The sequence below is a fragment of the [Eubacterium] eligens ATCC 27750 genome (genome assembly GCF_000146185.1).
In the GTDB taxonomy this organism is placed as follows: Bacteria; Bacillota; Clostridia; order Lachnospirales; family Lachnospiraceae; genus Lachnospira; species Lachnospira eligens.
In genome coordinates this window covers 1-23692 of sequence record NC_012780.1, presented here as the reverse complement: position 1 = coordinate 23692, position 23692 = coordinate 1, and the positions used below count along the sequence as shown (strand labels likewise).

Genomic DNA, 23692 nt, shown 5'->3' with positions numbered 1-23692 from the left:
CCCTTATATAAAAATACTTATCGTTTCTGTAAAATTATATTATTTCCGTTATCAGAAATCAAGCGGTATAATGTTAATAAACATAGAAAGGACGGCATTTTTAGAAATGAATAGCTTGCAAAAATATAAAAAATTGTTTTTCTCCACTTTTGAACTGAGTGCTTGCACTTTTGGCGGTGGATTTGTAATCATTCCGTTGATGCGAAAAAAATTCGTGGAGGAACTTGGTTGGATTGAAGAAGATGAGATGATGGATCTGACAGCAATCGCACAGTCTTCTCCAGGCGCAATAGCAGTTAATGCTTCCATTTTGGTAGGTTATCATGTGGCGGGGTTTTCCGGCGCAATGCTCACGGTATTGGGAACTATATTGCCGCCATTGATGATTATTTCTATCATTTCCATGTTTTATCAGGCATTTCGAGATAATGCCATTGTAAATATGGTAATGGCAGGAATGCTCTGCGGAGTGGCGGCAGTAATCTGTGATGTTGTGATCAATATGGCAAAAACCATTTTTCAGAAAAAACGACTATTGCCTGTTATTGTTATGCTTGGTTCTTTTGTAGCCGTTCGCTTTTTCTCTGTGAATATCATAGCCATTATTCTTGTCTGTGGCGTGATCGGAGCAGCGGATACGTGGCATCAAGGAAAAATGCGGAAAGTAGGTGATAAACAGTGATATACATTGAATTGTTCTGGAGCTTTTTTCAAATTGGATTATTCAGCATTGGTGGTGGATATGCTGCCATGCCTTTGATTCAGAATCAAGTGGTGGATATTCATCCTTGGCTGACAATGACACAATTTGCGGATATTATGACCATCGCTGAAATGACACCCGGCCCTATAGCCATCAACTCAGCAACATTTGTTGGTATCCAAGTCGCAGGTCTTCCCGGTGCTGTCATCGCAACGGTTGGCTGTGTGTTTCCATCCTGTGTTATCGTAATGACCCTTGCCTATATCTATTATCGGTTCCGTGGATTGAATATGGTGCAGGGCATTCTTGCCGGACTTCGCCCTGCGGTCATTGCAATGATCGCATCAGCGGGTATCTCACTGTTGATTATGGCACTCTACGGACAGAGAACGCTTCCGAATGATTTGGCATCTTTGGACTTGATTGCTGTGATTATTTTTGTTATTGGCATTATTGTTTTAAGAAAGTGGAAACCGAATCCGCTTTGGGTTATGGCAGGTTCGGGATTTGCAGGAATCATCCTGTATTCACTTGTATAAGAGAGGAGGCGCAGTTATGAAATATACGATAAAGGCAGGAGTCCTTTATAAAAATGAATCTCAGCTTGCCTTGGTAAGAATAAAAAGTGCGTTGCTCGGTCCGCAAAGAAAGATTCTCAGCATCGCAGGTGAGCTGCTTTTGACGGCGGACGCCCGTTATCTCGATGAATCAAAAGCAAGTTCCGGTGATGTAAGAAATCGGGAATATTTACTGACCGACAACGAAAATCAGTTAGTCGGTTCTGCTTGCCCCGGATATGCAGATGGTGATGATCCCAATGTGGTGGGCTGGCCAATTTGCAGAATGCCAATATTGTTGTGAACGGCGAAGAATATCTTTTGACCATGCACAATAGCCAGAATTATTCTTTGATAAACGCCCACAATTCGGAGGTTCTTCGTATTATGCACAAGGGTATTGCAGGAGGATGGGCTGTGGAAGATATTTGCGGTTTTGTCCCGGAAATTATTTGCGGTATATTTATCTTTTGCAGATATATAGAACAAGAAAATGAATTTCTGGTTGTGTAGAAAAGGTGTTGATATGAGCAAGTATTTGATTGAAAATTTATTTGGCATAGAGGGATGGAGCATTGCCTAGTATGGTGATATTCTTACCATCTTCAAAATATGGAAAGGCGGGCTTGCCATCTATGGTGGAGTGATTGGCGGTCTTGGAAGATTTTTGATTGAAGGACTGCGTACGGACAGCCTTTATATTATTTCCGGAATCAGAGTATCACAAGTGCTTTCGTTATTCTTGATTTGCGGTGGTATCTTACTTTATGTATTTTTTGTGCGCCGTGACAAAACAAAAAATGTGTATTCAGGAAGATACATCCGCTGATAAAACCGCTGTATTTTTCATCCTCCATTATGATAGAATTTATTAGCAAACGATATTCAAATACAAAGTAGCACTGTTAAGTTATAATAATACCACCATAATAGAGACTGAGCTAGGGGTTCTCCCCAGCTCAGCTCAATCCTCTACATGGAATACATCTTCCACCAGCATATTAAAGTACTTTGATATTCGCAGCATAAATTCGGCAGATGGGGTACTGTCCCCACGCTCTATCCTGCCGACAGTTTTGGTGCTGTATCCGATAGCAGCGGCAAGGTCATCCTGGTAAATGCCACGCTGCTCCCGGATTTCTCTGATATTATTGGTAACCGCCATAAAAATCCCTTCTTTCAGTTCTATAGATATTTTCTTATTGTCATTATGCAAAATAATGTGTCCGATAAAAAGGACTTGCAATTTTATCAGCAATGTCCTGTGATAGCAGAAGCATCAGATTTTCCAAGAACTTTTCCAAATATGTCTAAGCGGTCATTTTCTCCAACCTTGATAGGTGCATACTTTTCATTGAGTGAGATAAGGAAAATTCCGTCTTTATCGTCTTTTAACTTCTTAATATAGGCTTCTCCGTTTAGAGCGAAGATGCCGATTTCTCCATTAGCAACAGATTCCTGTTGTAATACCCATGCAATCTGACCATCGTGGAATTCAGGTTCCATACTGTCACCACTAATGCATACACCGAAAGTAGTATCTTCTGGTAGAAGAGATTCATCTATTCGTACAGTCTCTTTTGGTCCATCTACAAGGAAGTTGCCGGTTCCAGCTGATACTGCATTTTCAAAAATATCAATGCTTCGGAATGGAATTATTTTAGCAGTTTGCTTTTCATACATTCCGGATGCGTGGAGCAGATTGATATAATCCATAGCCTTTTCCCTGCCTTCATCAGTAAGTGAGGAGAAAGGATCAGCAGGATTCATTCCAAAATATGCTTCATACATATTAGTAATATTATTTCTAAAACAAAAAGCTATGAAGAAAAAGAATTTTATCTAAAACTTGCGTCAAAGGAAAAATATAAGGCAAAAGAACTGGTGAGATAGATTGATAGTGGATATTATGAGAGGTTGCTTTTATCTAATGGAAAAGCCACATCTGCAATCGAAAGTAAAGATATGACAGGTGTTCTTAGGGATATGTATATGTTAGAGTTTCTTGATTTGTCAGAACCATATAAGGAGAAGAAAAGTAAACGCTAAATAAAATAGCATTTTTATATTAAGGAGATATACGAAACAGGAGAGACTTAATTTATATCGTATAGATATGAAATAAAGGAAGTATCGAAGGTGAGAGAAGATAAAGCCAGATAGTCTTGAGGACGTGGGAGAGATTCTGCGTCCTTTTTTAGTGCGGATCAATTTGATAGATGTTATAATGTGAAAAATAAACGCGAAACAGAATAAAGATGTTTACATGGTAGCACTCAGAGATGAAGGTAAGCTGATAGGATATTATGAGAAGCATGAATATCGAAATGTAGAAACTATGAAACAATATGATTTATGTTAATATTATGATATAGATTAAACAGGGAATCAGTGATAAAACAATATCGGACAGGAGTAAAAATTATGCCTAATATACTAATTGTAGAGGATGATATAAATATTAATAACCTTCTTTGTGAGGTACTTAGGAAGGCAGGTTATACATGCGAACAGGCATTTTCAGGAACAGAGGCAAAGCTGCTTCTAGATATAAAAGAAAAGGCTTATACGCTTGTACTGCTTGACTTAATGCTGCCTGGTGCAAGTGGTGAAGAGGTTTTAAAAGAGATAAGAAAACAGGGAAGGCTTCCGGTGATTGTGCTGACTGCAAAGGATAGTATAGATGATAAAATCGGAGTGCTGACAGATGGAGCAGATGATTATATAACAAAGCCATTTGAGATTAGAGAGGTATTGGCACGTATTCAGGTGCAGCTTCGTCATATAGAGGCAGAAACAAAAAGTGAAGCAGAGGCAGAAACAGAAGCAGAAACGGAAGTGATAACAAAGGCTGGTATACAGGAAGGACAAGGTAGCGGAAGGCTTGAGTTCAGGGATATGGTGCTTATACGCTCTACCTTTGAGGTAAGTATCGGTGGCAGGGTGCTTCCTAAGATTACAAAACAGGAATTTGCAATACTGGAATTGCTGCTTAAAAACCCGAAGCAGGTGTTTAGCAAGGAGGATATATTCGAATATGCGTGGGATGAGCCATATATGGGTGAAACAAAGACCCTGGATGTGCATATAAGCAATATCAGGAAGAAAATAAAAACCGTTACACCTGATGAATATATAGAAACAATATGGGGGATTGGATATCGCCTGCATGAATAATTTACTCTTTTTTTACTATTTATTTGCGATTGATTAGGATTTATTTTTTATGATAAGAGCAGTTAAGAAAAGGAGGAAAAAGCTTTGAGTGAATTATTATTGCAGACAAGTAATCTGACTAAGCAGTATGGCAGACACAGGGCGGTTGATGATGTAAATATGCACATTAAAAAGGGTGCGATATATGGCTTTATTGGAAGAAACGGAGCCGGTAAAACGACCTGTCTTAAGATGATTAGCGGACTGTCAACACCGTCTTATGGCGAAATAGAAATGTTTGGGTATAAGGGAAAGGACTTACAAAAGGTACGTTCAAGAGTAGGGTGTCTTATAGAAGCTCCCGGACTTTATGGCAATATGTCGGCATATGACAATTTGAACATTAAATGTAAGCTTACGGGGATTAAGAAAAAAGGATATATAGAAGAGCTGTTAAAAACAGTGGGCCTTGATACTGTTGGAGAAAAGAAAACAAAGCATTATTCGCTTGGAATGAAGCAGCGCTTAGGAATTGCTCTTGCACTTGTAGGTGAGCCTGACCTGCTTATTCTTGATGAGCCGATTAACGGACTTGATCCGCAGGGAATAGTGGAGGTGCGTGAAACTATCCAGAAGCTTGCAAAGGAGCGAGGTATGACAATATGTATTTCAAGTCATATCCTGGAGGAATTATCAAAGCTTGCCACAGATTATGGCATTATTCATAATGGATGCCTTGTGCAGGAGCTTACAAGAGAAGAGCTTATGAAAAAATGCAGTGAGCGCATAGAGCTTACACTTGATAATCCTAAGCAGGCTATTCCTGTGCTTGATGATATGGGCTTTAACAGCTATCAGGTTATAGATAAAGAACATATTCATATATTTGAAAGACTGGGAGAAAGTGCCAGCCTGAACATGGAGCTTGCAAAGGCGGGAATTCCAGTTAAGGGAATATCTATTACAAGTGAAGAACTTGAGAATTATTTCTTAAGGCTTACAGGGGGTGACAATCGTGCTTAATATGATAAAGATGGATGTATACAGAATGTTTCGTACAAAGAGTATGTATGTAATATGGATTATATTGCTGGCATCAGCACTGCTTACCTCATTTCTTTCAAAAATAGATTATGATGCAGTTAATAAGGAATGGGAGCAACAACAGGCAGATGACAGCAACAAGGAACAGCTTTCGCAGCAGAATACAGATAATGTCAATATTGGTATGAGTGTGGAATTACCTACGGAGCCAGGGAAGAAGGTTACGGTAATGGATGTTTTCTTTTCTAATGCACAGGGGAAATTTTATGCACTTTTTCTTGTAATATTTGCGGTTATGTTTGCAACAGCAGATATTAAGAGCGGTTATATTAAGAATATTGGTGGACAGGTGTCACAAAGGGGTATGCTTATTGTTTCAAGGGCAGTTGCGCTTGCCTTATTTACAGCAATTACCTTTGCAGGGATATTTGTATTCCAGGCAGCAGCGAATATGCTTGCGTTTAAATGTGTGATGTGGGGTAACTGGAAGGAGATTATACCTTATTTCTTAACGGAACTTACGCTTCATTATGCATTTGTGTTAATATGTATGGCGATAGCAGTTATAATTAAGAATAATGTCATAAGCATGACCTTGTCGGTATGTCTTACCATGAATATAATGAGTATTGTGTATGCCTTTATAGATTATGTAGTTAATAGAAGTGGACTTCATAATTTCAATGTATATAGGTATACAGTAACTGGAAGGATGGCAATGCTTCCTATGAATGCAGGCAGGGAGGATGTTGTTAGTTCAATGTGTGTGGCAGCTATATTTATTATTATAATGCTGTCATTAAGCAGTTATATTTTTCAGAAAAGGGATATTTAGAGAATGAGGATTATTATTGGAATATTAGCAGTAATAATTATTATACAGGCATTTATTATGTGGAAATACCAGCGGCAGATTAAGGACATCTGCCGCCAGTTGTCGTTTCTTATGGAACACGATAGTAACAAGCTGATTCAACGTGAAATAGATATGGGGGGAATAGGTGAGCTTTCAGATAAATTGAATGAGCTTCTTGACCTGCGTAAAAAAGAAAGAAATGAGTACAGAAAAAAAGAAGAGCTGATTGCAGATACATATACTAATCTTTCACACGATATAAGGACACCGCTTACATCGCTGGATGGGTATTTCCAGCTTATAGAGGAATGTGACAATATAGATGACCAGAGGAGATATCTTGATATAATCAGAGAAAGGCTTAACAGCCTTAATGAAATGCTGGAGGAGCTTTTTACATTCACTAAGCTGAAAAATGATTCATATAAGCTGGAGCTTACGGATTGTTGTATGAACAGAATATTAAAAGAAGCTGTATTTTCTTATTATGATGAATGGAAGAAGCAGGGCATCTGCCCGGATATTAGTATTACTGAGGAAATGCTGTATATATCAGGTAATAAGCAGGGCTTAAGGAGAGTTATACAGAATGTCATAAAAAATGGTCTTGATCATGGGGAAAAGAATATAAGTATCAAGCTTACCCGTGAGGACAATCACGCCTTGCTTAAAATTAGTAATTATACGGAACATCCTGAAAATATTGACTTAAGCCATGTGTTCGAGCGTTTTTATAAAGCAGATGTGGCAAGAGGCAGAGCCTCAACCGGACTGGGGTTATCTATTGCAAAAGAGCTTGTGGGGCGTATGAATGGAGATATAAGTGCAAGAATACAGGGGAATGATTTCATTATTGAGATAAAAGTTTTGCTTGTGGTATAACATGCATAGGCTGAAAACCAGGAGGATTACATCATGGAACGAGTAGTACAATTTTTAAAAGAAGGACAATGACATGGTAAGAAAAATTATGCGGGATCCATTATTTCTCGCTCAGAAATCAATAGATGCAACAGAAGCAGACAAGCAGGTTGTTACAGACCTGCTAGATACATTAAAAGCAAATGGAGGAATAAAATATGTTAGAAGTAGGGAAAAAAGCACCGGACTTTGAATTGCCGGATCAGAACGGAGAAATGCATAAATTAAGCGATTATGCAGGAAAAAAAGTGATCTTATATTTTTATCCAAAGGATAATACGCCAGGATGTACGAAGCAGGCATGTGGCTTTTCTGAGCGTTATCCACAGTTTACTGAGAAGGGAGCTGTTATTCTCGGAGTAAGCAAGGACTCTGTAGCGTCTCACAAGAGATTTGAAGAAAAATACGGACTGGCATTTACGCTATTAGCAGACCCGGATCGTAAAGTTATTGAAGCATATGATGTCTGGAAAGAAAAGAAAAATTATGGAAAAGTATCTATGGGTGTAGTAAGAACTACATATCTTATTGATGAGCAGGGAATCATTATAAAGGCAAATGATAAAGTCAAGGCGGCAGATGATCCTGAAAATATGCTTAAGGAATTGGCATAATGAAGATTATTTTATCACCTGCAAAAAAGATGATTGTAGATACCGATAACTTAGCACCGCTTGAATTGCCTGTCTATATTGATAAGACAGCAGAAGTATTAAACTGGATGAAAAGCAAATCAAAAGAAGAACTGAAAGCTATCTGGAAATGTAATGACAAGATTGCAGAGCAGAACTTTAACAGATTGGAAAATATGAATCTTTATAACAGGCTTACTCCGGCTGTTTTAGCATATGAAGGGATTGCATTTCAATATATGGCACCATCTGTGTTTGAAATCCAGCAGTTTGAGTATTTGCAAAATCATTTAAGAATCTTGTCTGCGTTTTATGGCATTTTAAAACCAATGGATGGTGTGACTCCTTATCGTCTTGAAATGCAGGCAAAGGTTGGAATTGGAGATGCAAAAAATATGTATGAGTACTGGGGAGAATTGTTATACCGCTCAGTAATCGATGACAGTAGGATTATCATTAATCTTGCATCAAAAGAATACTCAAAATGTATAGAAAAGTATCTGACACCACAGGACAGATATATTACGATTGTATTTTGTGAGTTATCCGGAGATAAATTGGTAACAAAAGGTACCTATGCCAAGATGGCTCGTGGTGAAATGGTCAGATTCATAGCGGAAAATAATATTGAAAATCCGGCGGAGATTCAGAAATTTGACAGACTCGGATATTTGTTTAGGTCTGATTTATCTTCAGATTCAGAATATGTATTTGAACGTAAAATGAAATAGTTATTCAGGTAAAAGATGCTCAGTTTGGCATCTTTTATAATAATGAGAATTATTACTATTTTTTATTGACAACAGGATGATAGTGATATACAATCTTTATTAAGAACTAATCCTAATAAGGAGAACTAATGACAAGTAGGAGAAATACCATTCAAAAAGATCTTGTAAGAAATACTGTATACGAAATGAGAAGACACGTTACGGCAAATGAAGTGTATGAATTTATAAAAGAAGCATATCCAACAATTGGAAAAGGAACTGTATATAGAAATCTTGATATATTGGTAGAGGAAGGTGCATTAAGAAAGGTTGAAGTTCCGGATGGACCGAACCGATTTGATTTTACATTGAAAAATCATTACCATGTAAGATGTATAAAGTGCGGTGAAGTTTTTGATGTGGATATGGATCAAATACCGGATTTGCTGGAAAGAATTCATAACACTCATGGAATTGAATTTGTGGATTATGATATTTCATTTAAAGGCATTTGCCCGAAATGCAGGGAGAAGATAAAGGAGGAAAAGTATGGATAGGAAAGCAATGTATAAGTTGAGTTATGGACTGTTTATATTGATTAAGGAGATGAGATTATTACGAAGATGAAAGTTATTAATTCAAAAAAAGCAGTAATGATAGGCTGTGGCTTTGTTGGTTCTGCATCGGTATTTGCTCTGATGCAGAGTGGCTTGTTTACAGAGATTGTCCTTATCGATGCAGATAAGAACAAGGCAGAAGGAGAAGCGATGGATATCAGTCATGGTATTCCATTTGCGAGTCCGATGAAAATATATGCCGGAGATTATGATGATGTGGCTGATGCTGCAATTGTTGTCATATCTGCCGGAGCGGGACAGAAGCCGGGAGAGACAAGGCTTGATCTCGTAAATAAAAATGTAGCAATATTTAAGTCAATTATTCCTGAAATAGCAAAGAGAAATTTTGCAGGTATCATGCTTGTAGTTGCGAATCCGGTAGATATCCTGACTCAGGTAGCCATAAAGTTATCAGGACTTCCAGAAAACAGGGTTATTGGATCGGGTACTGTGTTAGATAGTGCAAGATTAAGATATAAGCTTGGTGAGCATTTATCTGTGGACAGCAGGAGTGTTCATGCATTTATAGTAGGTGAGCATGGAGACAGCGAAGTAGTAGTATGGTCATCAGCCAATGTATCTGGTGTTCCATTAAGTGAAATGTGTGAAATGCGAGGACATTACAAGCACAAGGAAAACACGGCAGAAATAGCTACAGCAGTCAAGAACAGTGCTTATGAGATTATAAACAAAAAGCACGCTACATATTATGGAATTGCAATGTCTGTAAAAAGAATTTGCGAAGTGATTATGAGAGATGAAAAATCAATACTTCCTGTATCACACATGATTCATGGAGTATATGATATTGACGGAGTATCGTTAAGTATGCCAGCTATTGTAGGTGCAGATGGTATTGAGTCTGATATACCTATTAATTTAAGTGGTGAGGAAGCGCTAAAGCTTAAAGAATCCGCAGATTCTTTGAAAAAGATTATAGAGACAATTGAATTATAAATTTTACACATGGAAGTATATACAGTGGAAGGCAGTCATGTTCATGTCGTGGTTGGAGAGACAAAACATCCAATGCTTGAAGAGCATTTCATTGAGTGGATTACATTAAATACAAACCAGGGAATATACAGAAAACAGTTAAATCCAGGGCAGGAGCCGGTAGCAGATTTTTGTCTTTGCGATGGTGAACAGGTAGAAGAAGTATATGCATATTGTAACCTGCATGGATTATGGAAATGCTAAAAGCATTTATACATATTAAGATTACAGAACAACACAAATATAACAGTAATATAGGCTGTGTATTAATATATTTACAAGGAGGAACAACGAATGAAATACGTATGTGATGTTTGCGGATGGGAATACGATGAGGAGAAGGGCTATCCAGAAGGTGGTATTGCACCTGGTACAAAGTGGGAGGATATTCCAGAAGATTTTGAATGTCCGTTATGCTCTGTTGGAAAAGACCAGTTCTCAGAAGCATAAATGTATTATGATAGGATTATAACAATGAAAGAAGAACTAAGTATAGATATCATCGGACTTGCAGGAGCCTGTTCTTATGCTTTGGACTGTATAGAAGCAGAGTTGGTAAATATCAAAAACAAACATGGAAAAAGAGTGGCTTATATAAGTATATGCATGGCTGAATATTGGAAAATTGAAGGTGATGAATTACAAGATTTAGCCATGTGTGCTTTACTGCATGATAATGCTTTGACACAATATATTTCGGAAGAACTGAAAAAGGATTCCGTCATTAATTGTAAAAAAGATTTATCCGAGAAAAAAACAAATCTTCATTGTATTTATGGTGAAAAAAATATTACTAAAATTCCATTTAAAACAGATGTGTCAAATGTGATTTTGTATCATCATGAACATGCCGATGGAACTGGTCCTTTTCAAAAAAAGTGGAATGAAATTCCATTGTTTGCAAGGATTATTCATCTTGCAGATACCATTGATATTATAGGAAATAACAGTTGGAATTTTATATGTCAGTACCTTTTAAAAAATAGGGACGGATTATTTGATTCAGAATGTGTGAATGCTTTTCTTCATGCATTCACACATTCCGAATCTTTTATGTGTTTAAGTGATGGTTCTTTTGAAACGAAGCTATGGGAGATTATCCCAAGACAAAAACAGGTTTTTGATTGGAAAACGTGTAAAAATGTCGCAGATTTTTTTGCAATGATTGTAGATTATAAATCTTCTTTTACAAGCAGACATTCTATAGGAGTGGCTGAAAAAGCAGCTTTTTTTGCTCAATATATCGGATATGATTCTATTAATGTGCAAAAAATGTATCTGGCTGGTGCACTGCATGATATTGGGAAGATGGCAGTAGGCAATGAAATTTTGGAAAAACCGGATAAGCTTACGGATGATGAATTTTCAAAAATGAAGAATCATGCTGGCTATACATACCTTATATTATCAGAGGTTAATGATTTTGAAGAAATACGAGACTGGGCAGCTTTCCATCATGAAAAATTAAATGGAAAAGGCTATCCTTTTGGGAAAACTGCGGATGAATTAAATGAACCGGAACGTATTATGGCATGTATTGATATTTATCAGGCATTAACCGAGGACAGACCATATAAGAAAGGTTTATCGCACGAAAAAACGTGTGAGATGCTCGATGACATGGCGCAGAAAGGTTTTGTTGATTCTGATATTTCCAAGAAAATTAGGGAATGTTTTGGTGGAATCTAACATTAAAAACGAGAAAATATAGGAAATTCATGAGAAATGCATTTGCCTATTATGAATAGTATTGAACAGGTAACAGGTTCATAAAACAAATAAACTGAAAGTAGGATTGATTTATGTATGAAATGAAACCAGAATATTATATCGGTATAGATATGATAGACGAAGAACACAAGCAGTTATTTAAATATGCAGATGAGGCATATGAACTGCTTCATGATGAGTTTACACCGGATAAATATGATAGGATTAATATAATATTAGAAAATCTCCGAAATTATACAGTAAAACACTTTAGTGATGAAGAGCAGTATATGGAATCTATTAATTATAAGAAGATATTTACACAGAAAGTTCAACATCAGGAATTTATACATAAACTTGATGAATTTATGGAACATCACAATGATGAGGTAGAAGATCAAGATGAACAGATTATGGGGATTTTAAAATATCTCACAGAGTGGTTAGTTAATCACATTCTGTATGTCGATGGTCAAATTCCAAAAGGCTGATATAGTAAGAAAGGCTGTTATTTTTTAGAGAGTAGCAGCCTTTTTTATTTTGAATATAAAATATGACACATACACTTGACAATATGCATACATAGAGGAAACGCATCAAGTGCTTGCTAATCGAAACTTTGTGCTGGCAGTAAGAGGATGTATCTTTGGTAATAAACCAACTGCTCACTATGACTTTGGAGAGTAGAAAGCGACAAGGTAAAAGATGGATTTGTATCAGCTATAAAAAGCTTGGTTCAAGAGTTGAAGTGAAGGAGAATCAGATTATGAAAAATAATATAGTAATCCGTTTAGAAGAAAAACGAATATAAACGGAAAGGATATGGAAAAATCCTGCTTGATTATTCATTGGAGAAGGCAGCAGAGCTAGGCTGTGGTGCATTATGCTTTGAAGGAAATATTGATTTTTATGGGAAGAGTGGATTCAGGCAGGCAAGCGAGTATGGTATCCGTTATCATGGATTGCCAGGGGGAGAAGATGCATCATTCTTTCTGTGTAAAGAGCTTGTACCTTGTTATCTTGATGAGATTACTGGAGAGTATGCAACACCGGAAGGCTATCTTGTAGATGAGCAGGACGCAGAAGAATTTGATAAGCAGACTTCTGCCAAAGTGAGCTGCTTATGTGTTATCATATAGGTATATCTCCTTTTGGTGGATTGGTTTATAGTTTTTCGCAACTCTATTTTACCATAAACCTTGAGGAGATATTTTATTTTAACAACAAAAAAATGCCGTATTTATGCGGCTTTTGGCGTTTCGCAAACGCCTAGCAAAATATAATAAAGTAAGGAGAGATTGACATGTTCAGAGAAATGAGAAGATTTAAGCAGCAGATAACAACAGAAGAATGTAAAAAGGTGTTGAAGGAGGAGAAGAGGGCAGCGTTTTCGGTAATCGGTGATGAAGGATACCCATATACAATACCAATTAATTTCTATTATGACGAGGCAGACAACATCATTTATTTTCATGGAGCAAAAGAAGGACATAAGGCTGATGCAGTGAACAGATGCGATAAGGTTTGCTTGACTGTTTGGAATCAGGGATTCAAAAAAGAAGGTCATTGGGAATGGAATCCGACAAGCGTTGTTGTGTTTGGAAAGGTGAAGCCGGTAACAGAAAATAATATCTTTGAGGATCGACTGAGAAAGCTAGCAGCAAAATATTATCCAACTACAGATGAGATTGAGGAAGAAATGGAACGTTCTGCATCACGGACACAGTTGTTTGCCATAAAAATAGAACACATGACAGGCAAACTCGTCAACGAAAAATAATATTCAGGCAACTTCCTGTTTGAGAGAGTAAACGATATGATAATTCGAGAAGTAAACGAAAATAAAAAACAATTTATATCATTATTATTATTAGCTGATGAACAAGAGAATATGATTGACCGTTATATTGAAAAAGGTACTATGTATGTGCTTGAAGACGATAATGTAAAAGCTGAATGTGTTGTTACTGATGAAGGTAACGGAATACTTGAAATCAAGAATATTGCAGTCAATCCAGAAAATCAAGGAATGGGATATGGGAAAACATTAATTGACTTTATTGCCAGCCAATATGCAGATGAATATTCTATTTTGCAGGTTGGAACAGGTGACAGCCCACTGACAATACCATTTTATGAAAAATGTGGATTTGTTCGTTTTCACAAGATTCCCAATTTCTTTACTGACAATTATGACCACCCAATTTATGAGGGCGGTGTACAGCTAATAGATATGGTATATTTGCAAAGACATATATAATTTCAAGTTTTTGGGGCTAAAGCCAATATAAGTAATACTAGACAGATTTGTCCAATAGCGTAAATACGGCATTTTCTCGCTTTTTGTCGTGTTATGTTTAGTAGAATAATATTACTCTGTCAATGAAAGGAGGAAACAGTATGGATCAGAAAAAGATTGGAAGTTTCTTAAAAGAACTTAGGAAAGAAAAGGATATTACACAGGAACAGCTTGCCGAAAAGATAAAAGTTTCAGGCCGAACGGTTTCTAGATGGGAAACAGGTTCTAATATGCCTGATATTAGTTTGTTGGCTCAATTGGCTGATTTTTATGATGTTAGTATACCTGAAATCATTGATGGAGAAAGGAAAAGCGAGAATATGAATGAAGAAGTAAAAGAAACAGTATTGAAATTATCTGATTATACAGAGACAATTAATCAAAAAATTAAAGGAAGGTTATTTGTACTTACGGTTATTGCAATAATAGGAATGATTGCGTTCGTGATTATTGAATTTACAGGACTAGATACACCTGGAAGTGTCTATGAAAGAGTAGCAGGTGCAGGTCTTGGGTTAGATTGTGGTATGTTAATAGTCCTTGCAATGTATCTTTCTGGGCTTTTAGGAAAGATTAAGGCGAGACGAGAAATGAAACGAAAATACAACTGTAAATAAAAAGTCTAATAGACTGTAAAATTCCAGGTTTCGTTCCATTCTGTAAAGAAAAATGAATAAATGTCGATAAATATTATGAGCTAAGGATGGCGTCTGTTTGGATTGGAGGTTATATTATGAGAATACAAGCGGCAAATACATTTTATACAGGTACTTACTCTGTTTTGAATACGAAGTCATCATTTCCATATGCTGTGAAAGTTGAAGGTTACGGAAATACAAGAAACCAAAGGAGTTTATTTCAGTTTGCACATGTGACAATAACAGAACATATGGTAAACGCAAAATATGGTACAAAGATTACAAACGGTCCGAGAGTGCAGATGCAGACCGCAGGTAGTAAGAAAAAAGAAGATTGGACTGAGGTTTCCAAAGAACAGTTGGCAGAAGTAAAACTACCGGCATCATTTGATAAATTGAAAGAACAAAATTCTTATTTTTATCATGGAGAAAACATATCGGATTATGAACTAGTGCAAACTGCAGTAGCATTGGGGAAAATGGAATTACCAACAGATGAGAAAAAGTGTATCCCAGACAGAGTTGCAATGGATGCATTTGAAGTGCTTGTCAGAGACCAGGCGGCTCCAAAAAACTCATGGTCAAATACATTGTATTCGGAAGATGGAAAATATACCTTTACAAAGACTGAAAGCGGAAGATGGCAGATGCATTTGATTGATGATGCTGCCATAGGTGCATCTTTGGAAGATATAGCAAATTGGATGATGAGCGGCACGCCCAATAGAAATATTGAGACACGCTACCTAAATCATCTTCATACTGTTGATCCGGATTTATATAATGTGGCGATGCGAATAGGTACCGAGGTTCGTTCTTATGGTTTTATGGAGGATTTACATCAGCAGGGAGTATTAAGTGATAGTCAAAATCAGTATGATATGAGTCTGTTGGGTATGTTATTCGGTAAAGATGCGGATAGTATGCGTATGATATTGCATGGGTGTAAGGAGTCTGGTAATTTTTTGGAATTATTGGATTTGTATAGCCCGGATGGAGCAAAATCGTTGGATAAGCTTCGGGAACAGCAATATAAGCACGGTGGAATTGTTTAATATAGCGAGTTTTATGACAGGATATGAAAAAGCAATTAATTCTCGAAGTAGAAGAGTGTGAAACACTATTCGCTTGAAAATTTCAGTTTATCAAACTGAAAAACAGGTAATTAAGGAGATAGAAATTGATAAGACAATACAATGAAGATGATATAGACGCAGTAATGCAGATATGGCTTGATACGAATATTCGTGCACATAATTTCATATCGTCTGGTTACTGGCGGATTAACTTTGACATGGTAAGAGAAATGCTTCCTCATGCAGAAATATACGTGCAAGAAGAGGACTGTGCAAGGCAGATAGATGGATTTATTGGATTGAATGATGATTATATTGAGGGGATTTTTGTAAAAGAAACAATGCAGTCAAAAGGAATTGGAAAACAACTGTTAAATCATGCAAAGGAAGTTAAATCCACATTAAAATTAAGGGTCTATCAGAGAAATGAGAAAGCAATAAAATTTTATCTACGGGAGAACTTTTGCATTTAATCCGGAAGTGTAGATGACAACACAGGAGAAAAAGAATTTGTAATGATATGGAATAAATAAATTCCGGTTATGGAAGATACGTATGCGAAGAAGAGACAGAGAGGTAACAGAACATAGTGAAATTATTGATTGCGATTATTATACTGCAAAGCACAGACCGTTGCCAGTGAATCCTATTGTGTAATAATGAATGCTTCAGCACTTAAAAATCATCAGATAATAGGAAACGGCACATGAAATGTCATGTTGGGATGGATAGGTTGGAAATCATAGGAGAAAATGAGCCTTGAGGGCAAGGCTCTAAGGGAGAGAGAAATCTATGATACGAGAAATTGAGAATAGAAGAAGTATAAGAAAATATAAGCCAGATGAGATCGAAAGAAAGTTAATTGAAGAGATCATATACAGTGCTTCCCTTGCACCATCTGCTAAAAACAGGCAGCCTTGGAAATTTATTGTATATCAGGGGGAAGAAAAAGATAAACTGGTTGATGTCATGCGTCATGGTATAAATTCAGAAAAAGCGACTCATGAGCTTATGCCGGAATGGGCATTTGCCATACCGGATGCTGAGAATACAGTCAGAATCATGCAGGAGGTCCCATGCCTTATAGCAGTGCTTAATACCAATCAGCATACTCCATTTGCAAGCATTGAAAATGAAAAGCGAATTGTTGAAATATGTGATTCGCTGTCCATAGGTGCAGCGATTGAAAATATGATTCTGACAGCAACAGGGTGTGGATTAGGTACTTTGTGGATTGCAAATACTTGTTTTGCCTATAATGAGCTGATGGATTTTATCGGAACAGACAGCCAGTTGACAGGAATTGTTGCGGTTGGCTTTGCCGACGAAGCTCCGGACAAAAGACCGAGGAAATCATTCGAAGAAATCGTTGAGTACAGATAGGTAAATCGGAATTTGTGGAGGAAAGCCCGATGAAAGAAAAGAGTTGTCAAACTCGTTGAGGAACGATTCACTATTGAGCAAGCGTATCAAACCCGGATACAATTACTCTTGTTTTTCTGCCGGGATTGGCTGCGGATCATCGATCGTTTGATAAGCAGATTCCGTATTTTGAGAACAGGTATAATGTTATCATCTGGGATGCGCCAGCACACATTCTTTTTTGTCCGGAAGCGTTATACATTGCACATAGACGCACCTGAGGGAGGGACAGAAATGGAAACTGAAAAAGTATATGCCATGCCATTTGCAAAAATATATCCTATGCTGGTGGAAAAGGCAGCCCGCAAGGGGCGGACGCAGGCAGAAGTAGATGAAATTATTGGGTGGCTGACTGGTTACAGCGTTCCGCAAATTGATGCTGCGGTGCAGAATGGAACGCTGTATGGAGATTTCTTTCGAGATGCTCCGCAGCTCAATCCGGACCGGGTGCTCATAAAGGGCGGCATCTGCAACGTAAAGCTGGAGAGCATCGAAGAACCGCTGATGAAGGAGATCCGCTATTTGGACAAGCTGGTGGATGAGCTGGCTAAGGGCAAAGCGATGGAGAAGATCAAGCGGACAAACAAATGAGGAAAAGCAGCCTATTACACACCGACAGAGAATGTGGTATAATCCTTGAAAAACACTGTATGGAAAGGACAAACACGATGAACGCTCTGGATATTATGAAACGCCCTGCCGCCTACGTCAGCGGCTATGAAAACACCCCCACGGAGGAACAGAACCGTGCAAAGCAACTGTGCTGGGAGTACAACCGCACCGCTCCTAACGAACAGGAAAAGCGGCGCAGTATCCTGCAGACCCTGCTGGGCACCTGCTCTCCCATGACCGGCATTGAGCCAGATTTCCACTGTGACTATGGCTTCAATATCCATACCCACGGCTTGGCGGTCATCAATTATAACTGCGTCATTCTGGATACCTCTCCGGTAAACATCGGAGCAGGTGCCTTTATTGCCCCCGGTGTATGCCTTGCCTGCTCCGGTCATGCCATCGACCCGGAGCAGCGCAGCCACGGCATTGGCACCTCGGCACCCATTACGCTGGAGGAAAACGTCTGGATCGGTGCAAATTCCACCGTCTGCGGCGGCGTTACCATCGGGGCAGGCTCGGTTATCGGGGCGGGAAGCGTCGTCACTCATGACATTCCCGCCGGCGTCATCGCTGCGGGGGTGCCCTGCAAGGTGATCCGCCCCATTACCGAAAAAGATAAGTTCAAGCCGGAGGATATTCTGTTCTGAGAAATTCAGATTGGAAACGCTGGAAAAACATACGCACAAGCCCTCCGGGGACATTTTTGTTTTTCGCCATGCTTTTCTGTGGGGAGAAGGCATGGTATACTGAAACCGACAACTCGGTATTTGCACAATTCTTGAACTCAACACAAACTGCCATCAGTGTTGTTCCGTTGCCCGTTCTTTGCTGGTAGAATAAAACCATCAAATGAAGGAGGCAACAAGCCATGAATACAGATAAAATCTATGCAGAACAACTCGCAAACGAATATGCACTAAAGGACACCTCCAAGGTGATTGCTCTTCGCAAGCTGGATGCAAAAGCCAAGCTTCCCGCAACTGTTTTTACTTACACATTTGGTATTATCACTGCGATGGTGGCTGGTGTTGGGATGTGCCTTTCCATGAAGGTTATCGGCAACGGTAGTGTTGCTATGTTTGTTTTCGGCGTGATTGTCGGCATTATCGGGCTGCTGGGTATGGGCGTTAATTACCCCATCTACAAAAAAATGCTGGCTCAGGGCAAGCAGAAATACGCTTTTGAAATCATGGAATTGGCAAAAGAAATCAGCGAGAAGTAAACAGCAACACGAAAGAAGGTGATAATGATTGAATAAATCAGAAAGCAGATATTATGCTACTGCAGCCAGAATGGACGAAGCCTTTCTGACACTTCTGGCAAAAAAGGATTTTGAGTATATTACAGTCAAAGAAATCTGTGAAGTAGCAGGGGTCAATCGTTCCACCTTCTATCTGCACTATGAAACGATGTCAGACTTGCTCTCGGAGAGTATCAGTCGTATAAATGAGCAATTTCTTGCTTACATGGAGAAAGATTCAGATGCCTTTTCTGCAAAGTTGCGGAATTGCCCGAGGGATGAATTATATCTAATTACGCCGGATTATTTAACACCTTACCTCAGCTACATTAAAAACAACAAGAGACTGTTCCGCACAGCAACAGAAAATGCGGCGGTGTTGGGGATGGATAAAAGCTATGATAGGATGTTCCGTCATGTGTTTACGCCGATTCTCGACCGCTACGGTGTACTACAGCAAGATCGACCTTATATCATGGCCTTTTATATTCGGGGACTGATGGCAATTATCTCAGAATGGCTCAAGAACGACTGCACCGATTCCATTACGTATGTTACAGGTGTGATTCAGCAGTGTGTAAAAATGCCACAAAGCGAAACAATGAACGCTGTTTGATAACTTCCAGTTTGCCGAAATATCTTTCTAACTTTCCCTATTTTACAGGCTTTCCAGCCAATTCATTAGTGAAATGATATGTATTTTCCCTTATTTTTGCCCTTATGAGATAATCGCAAGGGAAATAAGGGAAAGTTTTATTTAGGCATTGCCTGCCAATCGTAACTTTCATACAGAACATTGCAGGGTTATATAAGAAGTGCTGTTGGGATATGATTATCATACTGGCAACACTTATAAGCATGGAAATAGCAATCTACTTTGGAGTTTGGATAAAGACAGTTTTGCCAATCAATATGCTATTTCTCTTATTATTCGTGCAACTGGTATATGTTGGAATTAGGTGGTATGTAAAAGGCTGGCGGGAAAACAGAGGTTATGTTTAAAATGAAAACTTGTCTGAGACGCAGCGAAGTAAATAAAATGAATAGTATAGGAAGTCAGTAGTGAGTAAATAAACTGCTGGCTTCTTTTTTGATAGAGACAGTCACTTCAAAGAGGTGCTGGATAGTAAAGTAATAAAATAATATCAATATGACGATATAGAAAATGCAGGGAAGCATTGTATTTCAAAGAGTTTGAGATACAGAGCTTCTACTAAGGCAGTGGTCATCTTGTGAAAATATGGTCTTTGTGTGCGTAATATGGTCGTTTGATGACATGGAACTGGGAAAACAAGTGATTTTATCCGATAAAAAAGCAAGGAATGAAAGTGGGCTATGAACATTTTAAATAATCAGATTGGTTCCATCTATGACCGACAGAAAAATTTATATAGTATATATCCGCGTTATAGCCAACAGAATGCAGAAGGTAAAAAGGTATGCGGACAAGAAAAAATCACAGCAACATTTGGAAAGGATGTATTGGGTATCACAAAAGGAGATAAAGAATTTTCAGACATGATTGACGAATATGTTCATTTTAATGATTCGGCACGTAATTCCATCATGGAGAGAATGACATCAGATTAAATGGTTGTTGGAATTGGAAGCAAAACATTTGCAAATAAAGTTACATATCATATTGATGCTGAGAGAAATCCAACAGGTAGCATAGTTGGAAGAACTATGAATAATGAAGAAAGGAGTTACTATAAAATGGAGGTATCAAATAATTATAGTACAGCAAAATTATGGGGCACTTCGGATAAAAAAGTTTCTAAATCTTCTGAAAAAAACAAATGGAAATTAACGGATTCCTTAAAAGAGAAAATTGTTGAACTGGCAAAAAAAGATGCACAGGACAACGTATATATGGGAAATGCGTTTATGAATTTGCGTAAGATGGAAGTAAGCAAAGTGGCACCGAACAGGGCAGCCTTAATTGGAAAATTTAATCAATCAATGAATTCCGGCAATATGTCCGCAATGAAAGAAGTTGAAAAAGCTGATAAAAAATGGCTCTGTATTTTGTTCGGGATACCATATGAGGCAGAGTTTCAGGGAGAGGGAACAGGATCAGCAGCTCATGTATATAACGAATGTGGTGAAGAAGTTCTGACATATACAGAGGGAGTAGGCTGGCAAGAAAAGGAAACAAAAGCAGAGTCACAGGTACATTCGGCGTTAAAATTGACATATTATGAGGCTTTTTGTGATGCAAGAAAAGTATTAAACAGTGAACAAAGAACTGGTGGTATGAATGAAAATATAATGTCACAAGGCAATTTTGATATGAAAGCGTAAAGAGCGTGCGATTAAAATAAGAATGGCTGGAAGAAAAAATGATTTGGTATTGAAAATAGGCTTTGACAGCAGTGGATTGTATGATATAGGGCAGGAAAAAGGATATGGAGCAGCACAGAATATGTGGATGAAAGGTGTTAGCCAAAGTATGTTTGAAGCCAGAGTGTGACCAATGGATGACAGAAAGTATGAACCGCTTTAAGAAGTGGTTGAATAAAATTTTTTATTAAAACTTCAAGCTGTTGGAGGCGGAACATTAAATTTCACTTTTTTAACATCAGGTGGTTATGGTGTTCAAATTCAGAGTCAAGGTGTCAATGTATTGTCAAATACCGGTGCCGGCTGGGGGTATGAAATGACTCAGGCAGAACTTACAAGAAAAAATGAATTCTATTCCATTTACTGGAAGGAATATAACGCCGTAAAGAATGGTATGAATTCTGAATTAAAAGAACTACCGGATTATCTGGAAAAAAGACCAGTTTTTGAAGCGAAAGCCTAATGATAATAATGCAATTCAAAAAAAAGGGGGGATTGATATATGCAGATTAGTTCTAACTATTCCATGAATGGTGTGCCGTATGAAAACAGGCGCAGACAGAAAGATATTCCTCAATTTAGTACAGAACGTGCTAAACAGGAAAATAAGAGTATAAATCCATATATGGAAGATACGGATTTTAACGAAAAAGCATTTGATATGATTGGTTCGAATGCTCCGCAGGATGTAAAAGATGCATGGATGGAAGCAGCGAAGGAAGTAAATGCGAATGGTCTGGGAATAAAGAAAAACGGAATGTTGAGCCATATATCACAGATGATGGTACAAAGGCTGAATAAGCAGATGAATGGTGAGGGCGATGTGGATAACATCGACATTTTGGGAAACACAACAGATTCTGCAATTCAGGCAACGAAACAGGCTCTGTATAATTTAGACCATCCACTGGAATATGTTCCGAAAAGCATAGAAGTTCAGAGGGCTTGTATGAAAGAAAGAGAATTCTATGTTGCGTTTCTGGAAAGACTGGAAAAGTTATAATTGACTGGAACAGAAACGGAAAATGACAATGATGAGACATATATAAAATTATTTAGGAGATAACATATGAGTTATAGTACCATTCACATTGGAAGGGTAAGTGGGGTACAGGCAAATTACAATTATGATCCAGTAGATTAGGAGGATACTATGAAGATTTAGAGTAATATGTATATTAACAATCCCAATATGACAAGCAGAAATATTGAGAAAAAAGAAAATGGTTCCCATGCTTTGGTTCAGGAAGATGATATACAAATCAGTGATTCAGCAAGAAAGTTAGTTGAGACTGCTCTTAATAAGGTAGCCAAATGGTTAAGGTGCTATTTTTTACCACAAAAGGAGGAATGACCAGTGATCCCACCGCAAGAAAAGCAATCAACAATGTTATTACAAGGGAAGCACTGATCAACTGTGATTTTTCAGGTAATGTACTGGACGAAGTGGACCAGGCACAAGTATATATCAGGGATGCAATTATTGTATTAGCCAAAGAGATACGGTATTGTATAGATAGTTTAACAAATCGGAATTGACCGAGCTCTTTGAGCGGGGGATACTTCTTGTCCGAAGGGCAAGAAGGTGGAACTGAGAAGAATTAAAACAATTGGAAGTTGGAGGATACACGCATGAAAATTGTAATCATTAATGGAAGTGCCAGAAAAGGAAACACGCTGACAGCAATCAATGCATTTATAAAAGGAGCATCAGAAAAGAATGAAATTGAAATCATTGAACCTGACAAACTCAACATTGCACCATGCAAGGGATGTGGTGTTTGTCAATGCTCTAAGGGATGCGTCGATAAGGATGATACAAATCCTACAATTGATAAAATTGCTGCCGCAGATATGATTCTTTTTGCTACACCAGTTTATTGGTGGGGAATGTCAGCACAATTGAAACTTATCATTGATAAGTGCTACTGCCGTGGATTGCAGTTAAAAAATAAAAAAGTTGGCACGATTGTTGTAGGCGGTTCTCCCGTAGACAGTATCCAGTATGAGCTGATTGATAAGCAGTTTGACTGTATGGCAAAATATCTTTCATGGGATATGCTTTTCAAAAAATCATATTACGCAACAGCCAGAGATGAACTTGAAAAAAACAAGGATTCCATGAACGAACTTGAGGGGATCGGAAAAAATTTATAA

The 23692-nt window shown here is 38.0% G+C and carries 37 protein-coding genes and 3 pseudogenes; 38 read left to right on the top strand and 2 right to left on the bottom strand.

All coding sequences use genetic code 11. The features are described from left to right. Positions 1-70 precede the first annotated feature (70 nt). The 4 genes from EUBELI_RS10565 to EUBELI_RS14000 all read left to right on the top strand — a co-directional run bounded on the left by EUBELI_RS10565 (position 71) and on the right by EUBELI_RS14000 (position 2089). Positions 71-682 carry a chromate transporter gene (locus EUBELI_RS10565; protein WP_012740322.1) on the top strand — a complete coding sequence of 204 codons (612 nt, stop codon included), beginning with the start codon at positions 71-73 and terminating at the stop codon, positions 680-682. Further along, positions 679-1242 carry a chromate transporter gene (locus EUBELI_RS10560; RefSeq protein ID WP_012740321.1) on the top strand — a complete coding sequence of 188 codons (564 nt, stop codon included), beginning with the start codon at positions 679-681 and terminating at the stop codon, positions 1240-1242. The genes EUBELI_RS10565 and EUBELI_RS10560 overlap by 4 nt, the downstream gene beginning before the upstream one ends. A 16-nt stretch (positions 1243-1258) precedes the next feature. Then, positions 1259-1564, top strand: coding sequence for a hypothetical protein (locus tag EUBELI_RS10555; RefSeq protein WP_041688893.1), 306 nt, complete (start codon positions 1259-1261; stop codon positions 1562-1564). A 339-nt stretch (positions 1565-1903) separates the two neighbouring features. Next, on the top strand, positions 1904-2089 hold the full coding sequence (locus tag EUBELI_RS14000) for a prolipoprotein diacylglyceryl transferase family protein (protein ID WP_349180463.1): 186 nt from the start codon (positions 1904-1906) through the stop codon (positions 2087-2089). Positions 2090-2224: 135 nt separating this feature from the next. Here the strand turns inward: EUBELI_RS14000 and EUBELI_RS10550 are convergent, their stop codons facing one another. Next, positions 2225-2425: a helix-turn-helix transcriptional regulator gene (locus EUBELI_RS10550; protein ID WP_004611564.1), complete on the bottom strand. Its 201-nt coding sequence runs from the start codon at positions 2423-2425 to the stop codon at positions 2225-2227. Between the two features lie 86 nt (positions 2426-2511). Continuing rightward, on the bottom strand, positions 2512-3051 hold the full coding sequence (locus tag EUBELI_RS10545) for a S24 family peptidase (protein ID WP_012740317.1): 540 nt from the start codon (positions 3049-3051) through the stop codon (positions 2512-2514). A 126-nt stretch (positions 3052-3177) separates the two neighbouring features. On the opposite strand from EUBELI_RS10545, the gene EUBELI_RS14835 reads away from it, so the two are divergent. The 34 genes and pseudogenes from EUBELI_RS14835 (at position 3178) to EUBELI_RS10390 (ending at position 23692) form a co-directional block, all read left to right on the top strand. Then, positions 3178-3309, top strand: coding sequence for a hypothetical protein (locus EUBELI_RS14835; RefSeq protein WP_012740316.1), 132 nt, complete (start codon positions 3178-3180; stop codon positions 3307-3309). 375 nt (positions 3310-3684) lie between these two features. Further along, the gene (locus EUBELI_RS10540) at positions 3685-4437 is read left to right on the top strand and encodes a response regulator transcription factor (RefSeq protein ID WP_041688892.1); all 753 of its coding nucleotides are present in this window, start codon (positions 3685-3687) and stop codon (positions 4435-4437) included. Between the two features lie 84 nt (positions 4438-4521). After that, entirely contained in the window at positions 4522-5439 is a 918-nt protein-coding gene (locus EUBELI_RS10535) for an ABC transporter ATP-binding protein (RefSeq protein WP_041688891.1), read from the top strand. 1 nt (position 5440) lies between these two features. Next, entirely contained in the window at positions 5441-6295 is an 855-nt protein-coding gene (locus EUBELI_RS10530; RefSeq protein WP_228003400.1) for an ABC transporter permease, read from the top strand. A 3-nt stretch (positions 6296-6298) separates the two neighbouring features. Continuing rightward, positions 6299-7198: a sensor histidine kinase gene (locus EUBELI_RS10525; RefSeq protein WP_012740312.1), complete on the top strand. Its 900-nt coding sequence runs from the start codon at positions 6299-6301 to the stop codon at positions 7196-7198. 73 nt (positions 7199-7271) lie between these two features. Continuing rightward, positions 7272-7430 (top strand): peptide deformylase, encoded by a 159-nt coding sequence (locus EUBELI_RS14460; RefSeq protein WP_012740311.1) that lies wholly within the window; start codon positions 7272-7274, stop codon positions 7428-7430. Beyond that, the gene (gene bcp, locus EUBELI_RS10520) at positions 7396-7851 is read left to right on the top strand and encodes a thioredoxin-dependent thiol peroxidase (RefSeq protein ID WP_012740310.1); all 456 of its coding nucleotides are present in this window, start codon (positions 7396-7398) and stop codon (positions 7849-7851) included. The genes EUBELI_RS14460 and bcp overlap by 35 nt, the downstream gene beginning before the upstream one ends. Then, positions 7851-8600 carry a peroxide stress protein YaaA gene (yaaA, locus tag EUBELI_RS10515; RefSeq protein WP_012740309.1) on the top strand — a complete coding sequence of 250 codons (750 nt, stop codon included), beginning with the start codon at positions 7851-7853 and terminating at the stop codon, positions 8598-8600. Before bcp ends, yaaA begins: the two co-directional genes overlap by 1 nt. Before the next feature lie 128 nt (positions 8601-8728). Further along, positions 8729-9136, top strand: coding sequence for a Fur family transcriptional regulator (locus EUBELI_RS10510; RefSeq protein ID WP_012740308.1), 408 nt, complete (start codon positions 8729-8731; stop codon positions 9134-9136). Positions 9137-9202: 66 nt separating this feature from the next. Beyond that, complete coding sequence (locus EUBELI_RS10505) at positions 9203-10153, top strand: L-lactate dehydrogenase (protein ID WP_012740307.1); 951 nt, start codon at positions 9203-9205, stop codon at positions 10151-10153. 6 nt (positions 10154-10159) lie between these two features. Next, positions 10160-10396: pseudogene (locus EUBELI_RS10500) on the top strand (desulfoferrodoxin family protein); the annotation flags it as partial. Positions 10397-10486: 90 nt separating this feature from the next. Continuing rightward, a complete protein-coding gene (locus EUBELI_RS10495; RefSeq protein WP_012740305.1) occupies positions 10487-10642 on the top strand; it encodes a rubredoxin in 156 nt (51 codons plus the stop codon). Further along, a complete protein-coding gene (locus EUBELI_RS10490) occupies positions 10643-11881 on the top strand; it encodes an HD-GYP domain-containing protein (RefSeq protein ID WP_012740304.1) in 1239 nt (412 codons plus the stop codon). It abuts the gene before it with no gap. A gap of 113 nt (positions 11882-11994) precedes the next feature. Then, positions 11995-12393, top strand: coding sequence for a bacteriohemerythrin (locus EUBELI_RS10485; RefSeq protein WP_012740303.1), 399 nt, complete (start codon positions 11995-11997; stop codon positions 12391-12393). A gap of 357 nt (positions 12394-12750) precedes the next feature. Then, positions 12751-13041, top strand: coding sequence for a GNAT family acetyltransferase (locus EUBELI_RS10480; protein ID WP_012740301.1), 291 nt, complete (start codon positions 12751-12753; stop codon positions 13039-13041). Between the two features lie 164 nt (positions 13042-13205). Continuing rightward, positions 13206-13682 (top strand): pyridoxamine 5'-phosphate oxidase family protein, encoded by a 477-nt coding sequence (locus EUBELI_RS10475; RefSeq protein ID WP_012740300.1) that lies wholly within the window; start codon positions 13206-13208, stop codon positions 13680-13682. Positions 13683-13718: 36 nt separating this feature from the next. Then, a complete protein-coding gene (locus tag EUBELI_RS10470; RefSeq protein ID WP_012740299.1) occupies positions 13719-14162 on the top strand; it encodes a GNAT family N-acetyltransferase in 444 nt (147 codons plus the stop codon). 140 nt (positions 14163-14302) lie between these two features. Then, entirely contained in the window at positions 14303-14818 is a 516-nt protein-coding gene (locus EUBELI_RS10465) for a helix-turn-helix domain-containing protein (protein WP_041688890.1), read from the top strand. Between the two features lie 116 nt (positions 14819-14934). Further along, positions 14935-15894, top strand: a complete 960-nt coding sequence (locus tag EUBELI_RS10460; RefSeq protein WP_228003397.1) for a hypothetical protein — start codon at positions 14935-14937, stop codon at positions 15892-15894. Between the two features lie 125 nt (positions 15895-16019). Next, positions 16020-16388, top strand: coding sequence for a GNAT family N-acetyltransferase (locus EUBELI_RS10455; RefSeq protein ID WP_012740296.1), 369 nt, complete (start codon positions 16020-16022; stop codon positions 16386-16388). Positions 16389-16707: 319 nt separating this feature from the next. After that, positions 16708-17298, top strand: a complete 591-nt coding sequence (locus EUBELI_RS10450; protein WP_012740295.1) for a nitroreductase family protein — start codon at positions 16708-16710, stop codon at positions 17296-17298. Between the two features lie 65 nt (positions 17299-17363). Then, positions 17364-17510 (top strand): annotated as a pseudogene (locus EUBELI_RS14990) (alpha/beta fold hydrolase); the annotation flags it as partial. A 61-nt stretch (positions 17511-17571) separates the two neighbouring features. After that, on the top strand, positions 17572-17928 hold the full coding sequence (locus EUBELI_RS10445) for a DUF2200 domain-containing protein (protein WP_041688889.1): 357 nt from the start codon (positions 17572-17574) through the stop codon (positions 17926-17928). A gap of 77 nt (positions 17929-18005) precedes the next feature. After that, on the top strand, positions 18006-18599 hold the full coding sequence (locus EUBELI_RS13990) for a sugar O-acetyltransferase (RefSeq protein WP_081458334.1): 594 nt from the start codon (positions 18006-18008) through the stop codon (positions 18597-18599). A gap of 221 nt (positions 18600-18820) precedes the next feature. Next, a complete protein-coding gene (locus EUBELI_RS10435; RefSeq protein WP_012740292.1) occupies positions 18821-19174 on the top strand; it encodes a hypothetical protein in 354 nt (117 codons plus the stop codon). 28 nt (positions 19175-19202) lie between these two features. Then, positions 19203-19808: a TetR/AcrR family transcriptional regulator gene (locus EUBELI_RS10430; protein ID WP_041688887.1), complete on the top strand. Its 606-nt coding sequence runs from the start codon at positions 19203-19205 to the stop codon at positions 19806-19808. Positions 19809-19966: 158 nt separating this feature from the next. After that, positions 19967-20194 (top strand): annotated as a pseudogene (locus tag EUBELI_RS14710) (DUF6040 family protein); the annotation flags it as partial. A gap of 333 nt (positions 20195-20527) precedes the next feature. Beyond that, positions 20528-20782 (top strand): hypothetical protein, encoded by a 255-nt coding sequence (locus EUBELI_RS10420; RefSeq protein ID WP_012740289.1) that lies wholly within the window; start codon positions 20528-20530, stop codon positions 20780-20782. Between the two features lie 126 nt (positions 20783-20908). Beyond that, the gene (locus EUBELI_RS10415; RefSeq protein WP_041689011.1) at positions 20909-21496 is read left to right on the top strand and encodes a hypothetical protein; all 588 of its coding nucleotides are present in this window, start codon (positions 20909-20911) and stop codon (positions 21494-21496) included. 43 nt (positions 21497-21539) lie between these two features. Further along, on the top strand, positions 21540-21665 hold the full coding sequence (locus EUBELI_RS14180; RefSeq protein ID WP_242827283.1) for a DUF4885 domain-containing protein: 126 nt from the start codon (positions 21540-21542) through the stop codon (positions 21663-21665). 186 nt (positions 21666-21851) lie between these two features. Further along, positions 21852-21998: a hypothetical protein gene (locus EUBELI_RS14455; protein ID WP_165437552.1), complete on the top strand. Its 147-nt coding sequence runs from the start codon at positions 21852-21854 to the stop codon at positions 21996-21998. Between the two features lie 39 nt (positions 21999-22037). Continuing rightward, positions 22038-22538, top strand: a complete 501-nt coding sequence (locus EUBELI_RS10405) for a hypothetical protein (protein ID WP_041688886.1) — start codon at positions 22038-22040, stop codon at positions 22536-22538. 168 nt (positions 22539-22706) lie between these two features. Then, complete coding sequence (locus EUBELI_RS14450) at positions 22707-22889, top strand: hypothetical protein (protein WP_012740284.1); 183 nt, start codon at positions 22707-22709, stop codon at positions 22887-22889. A 278-nt stretch (positions 22890-23167) separates the two neighbouring features. Beyond that, a complete protein-coding gene (locus tag EUBELI_RS10390) occupies positions 23168-23692 on the top strand; it encodes a flavodoxin family protein (protein ID WP_008119059.1) in 525 nt (174 codons plus the stop codon).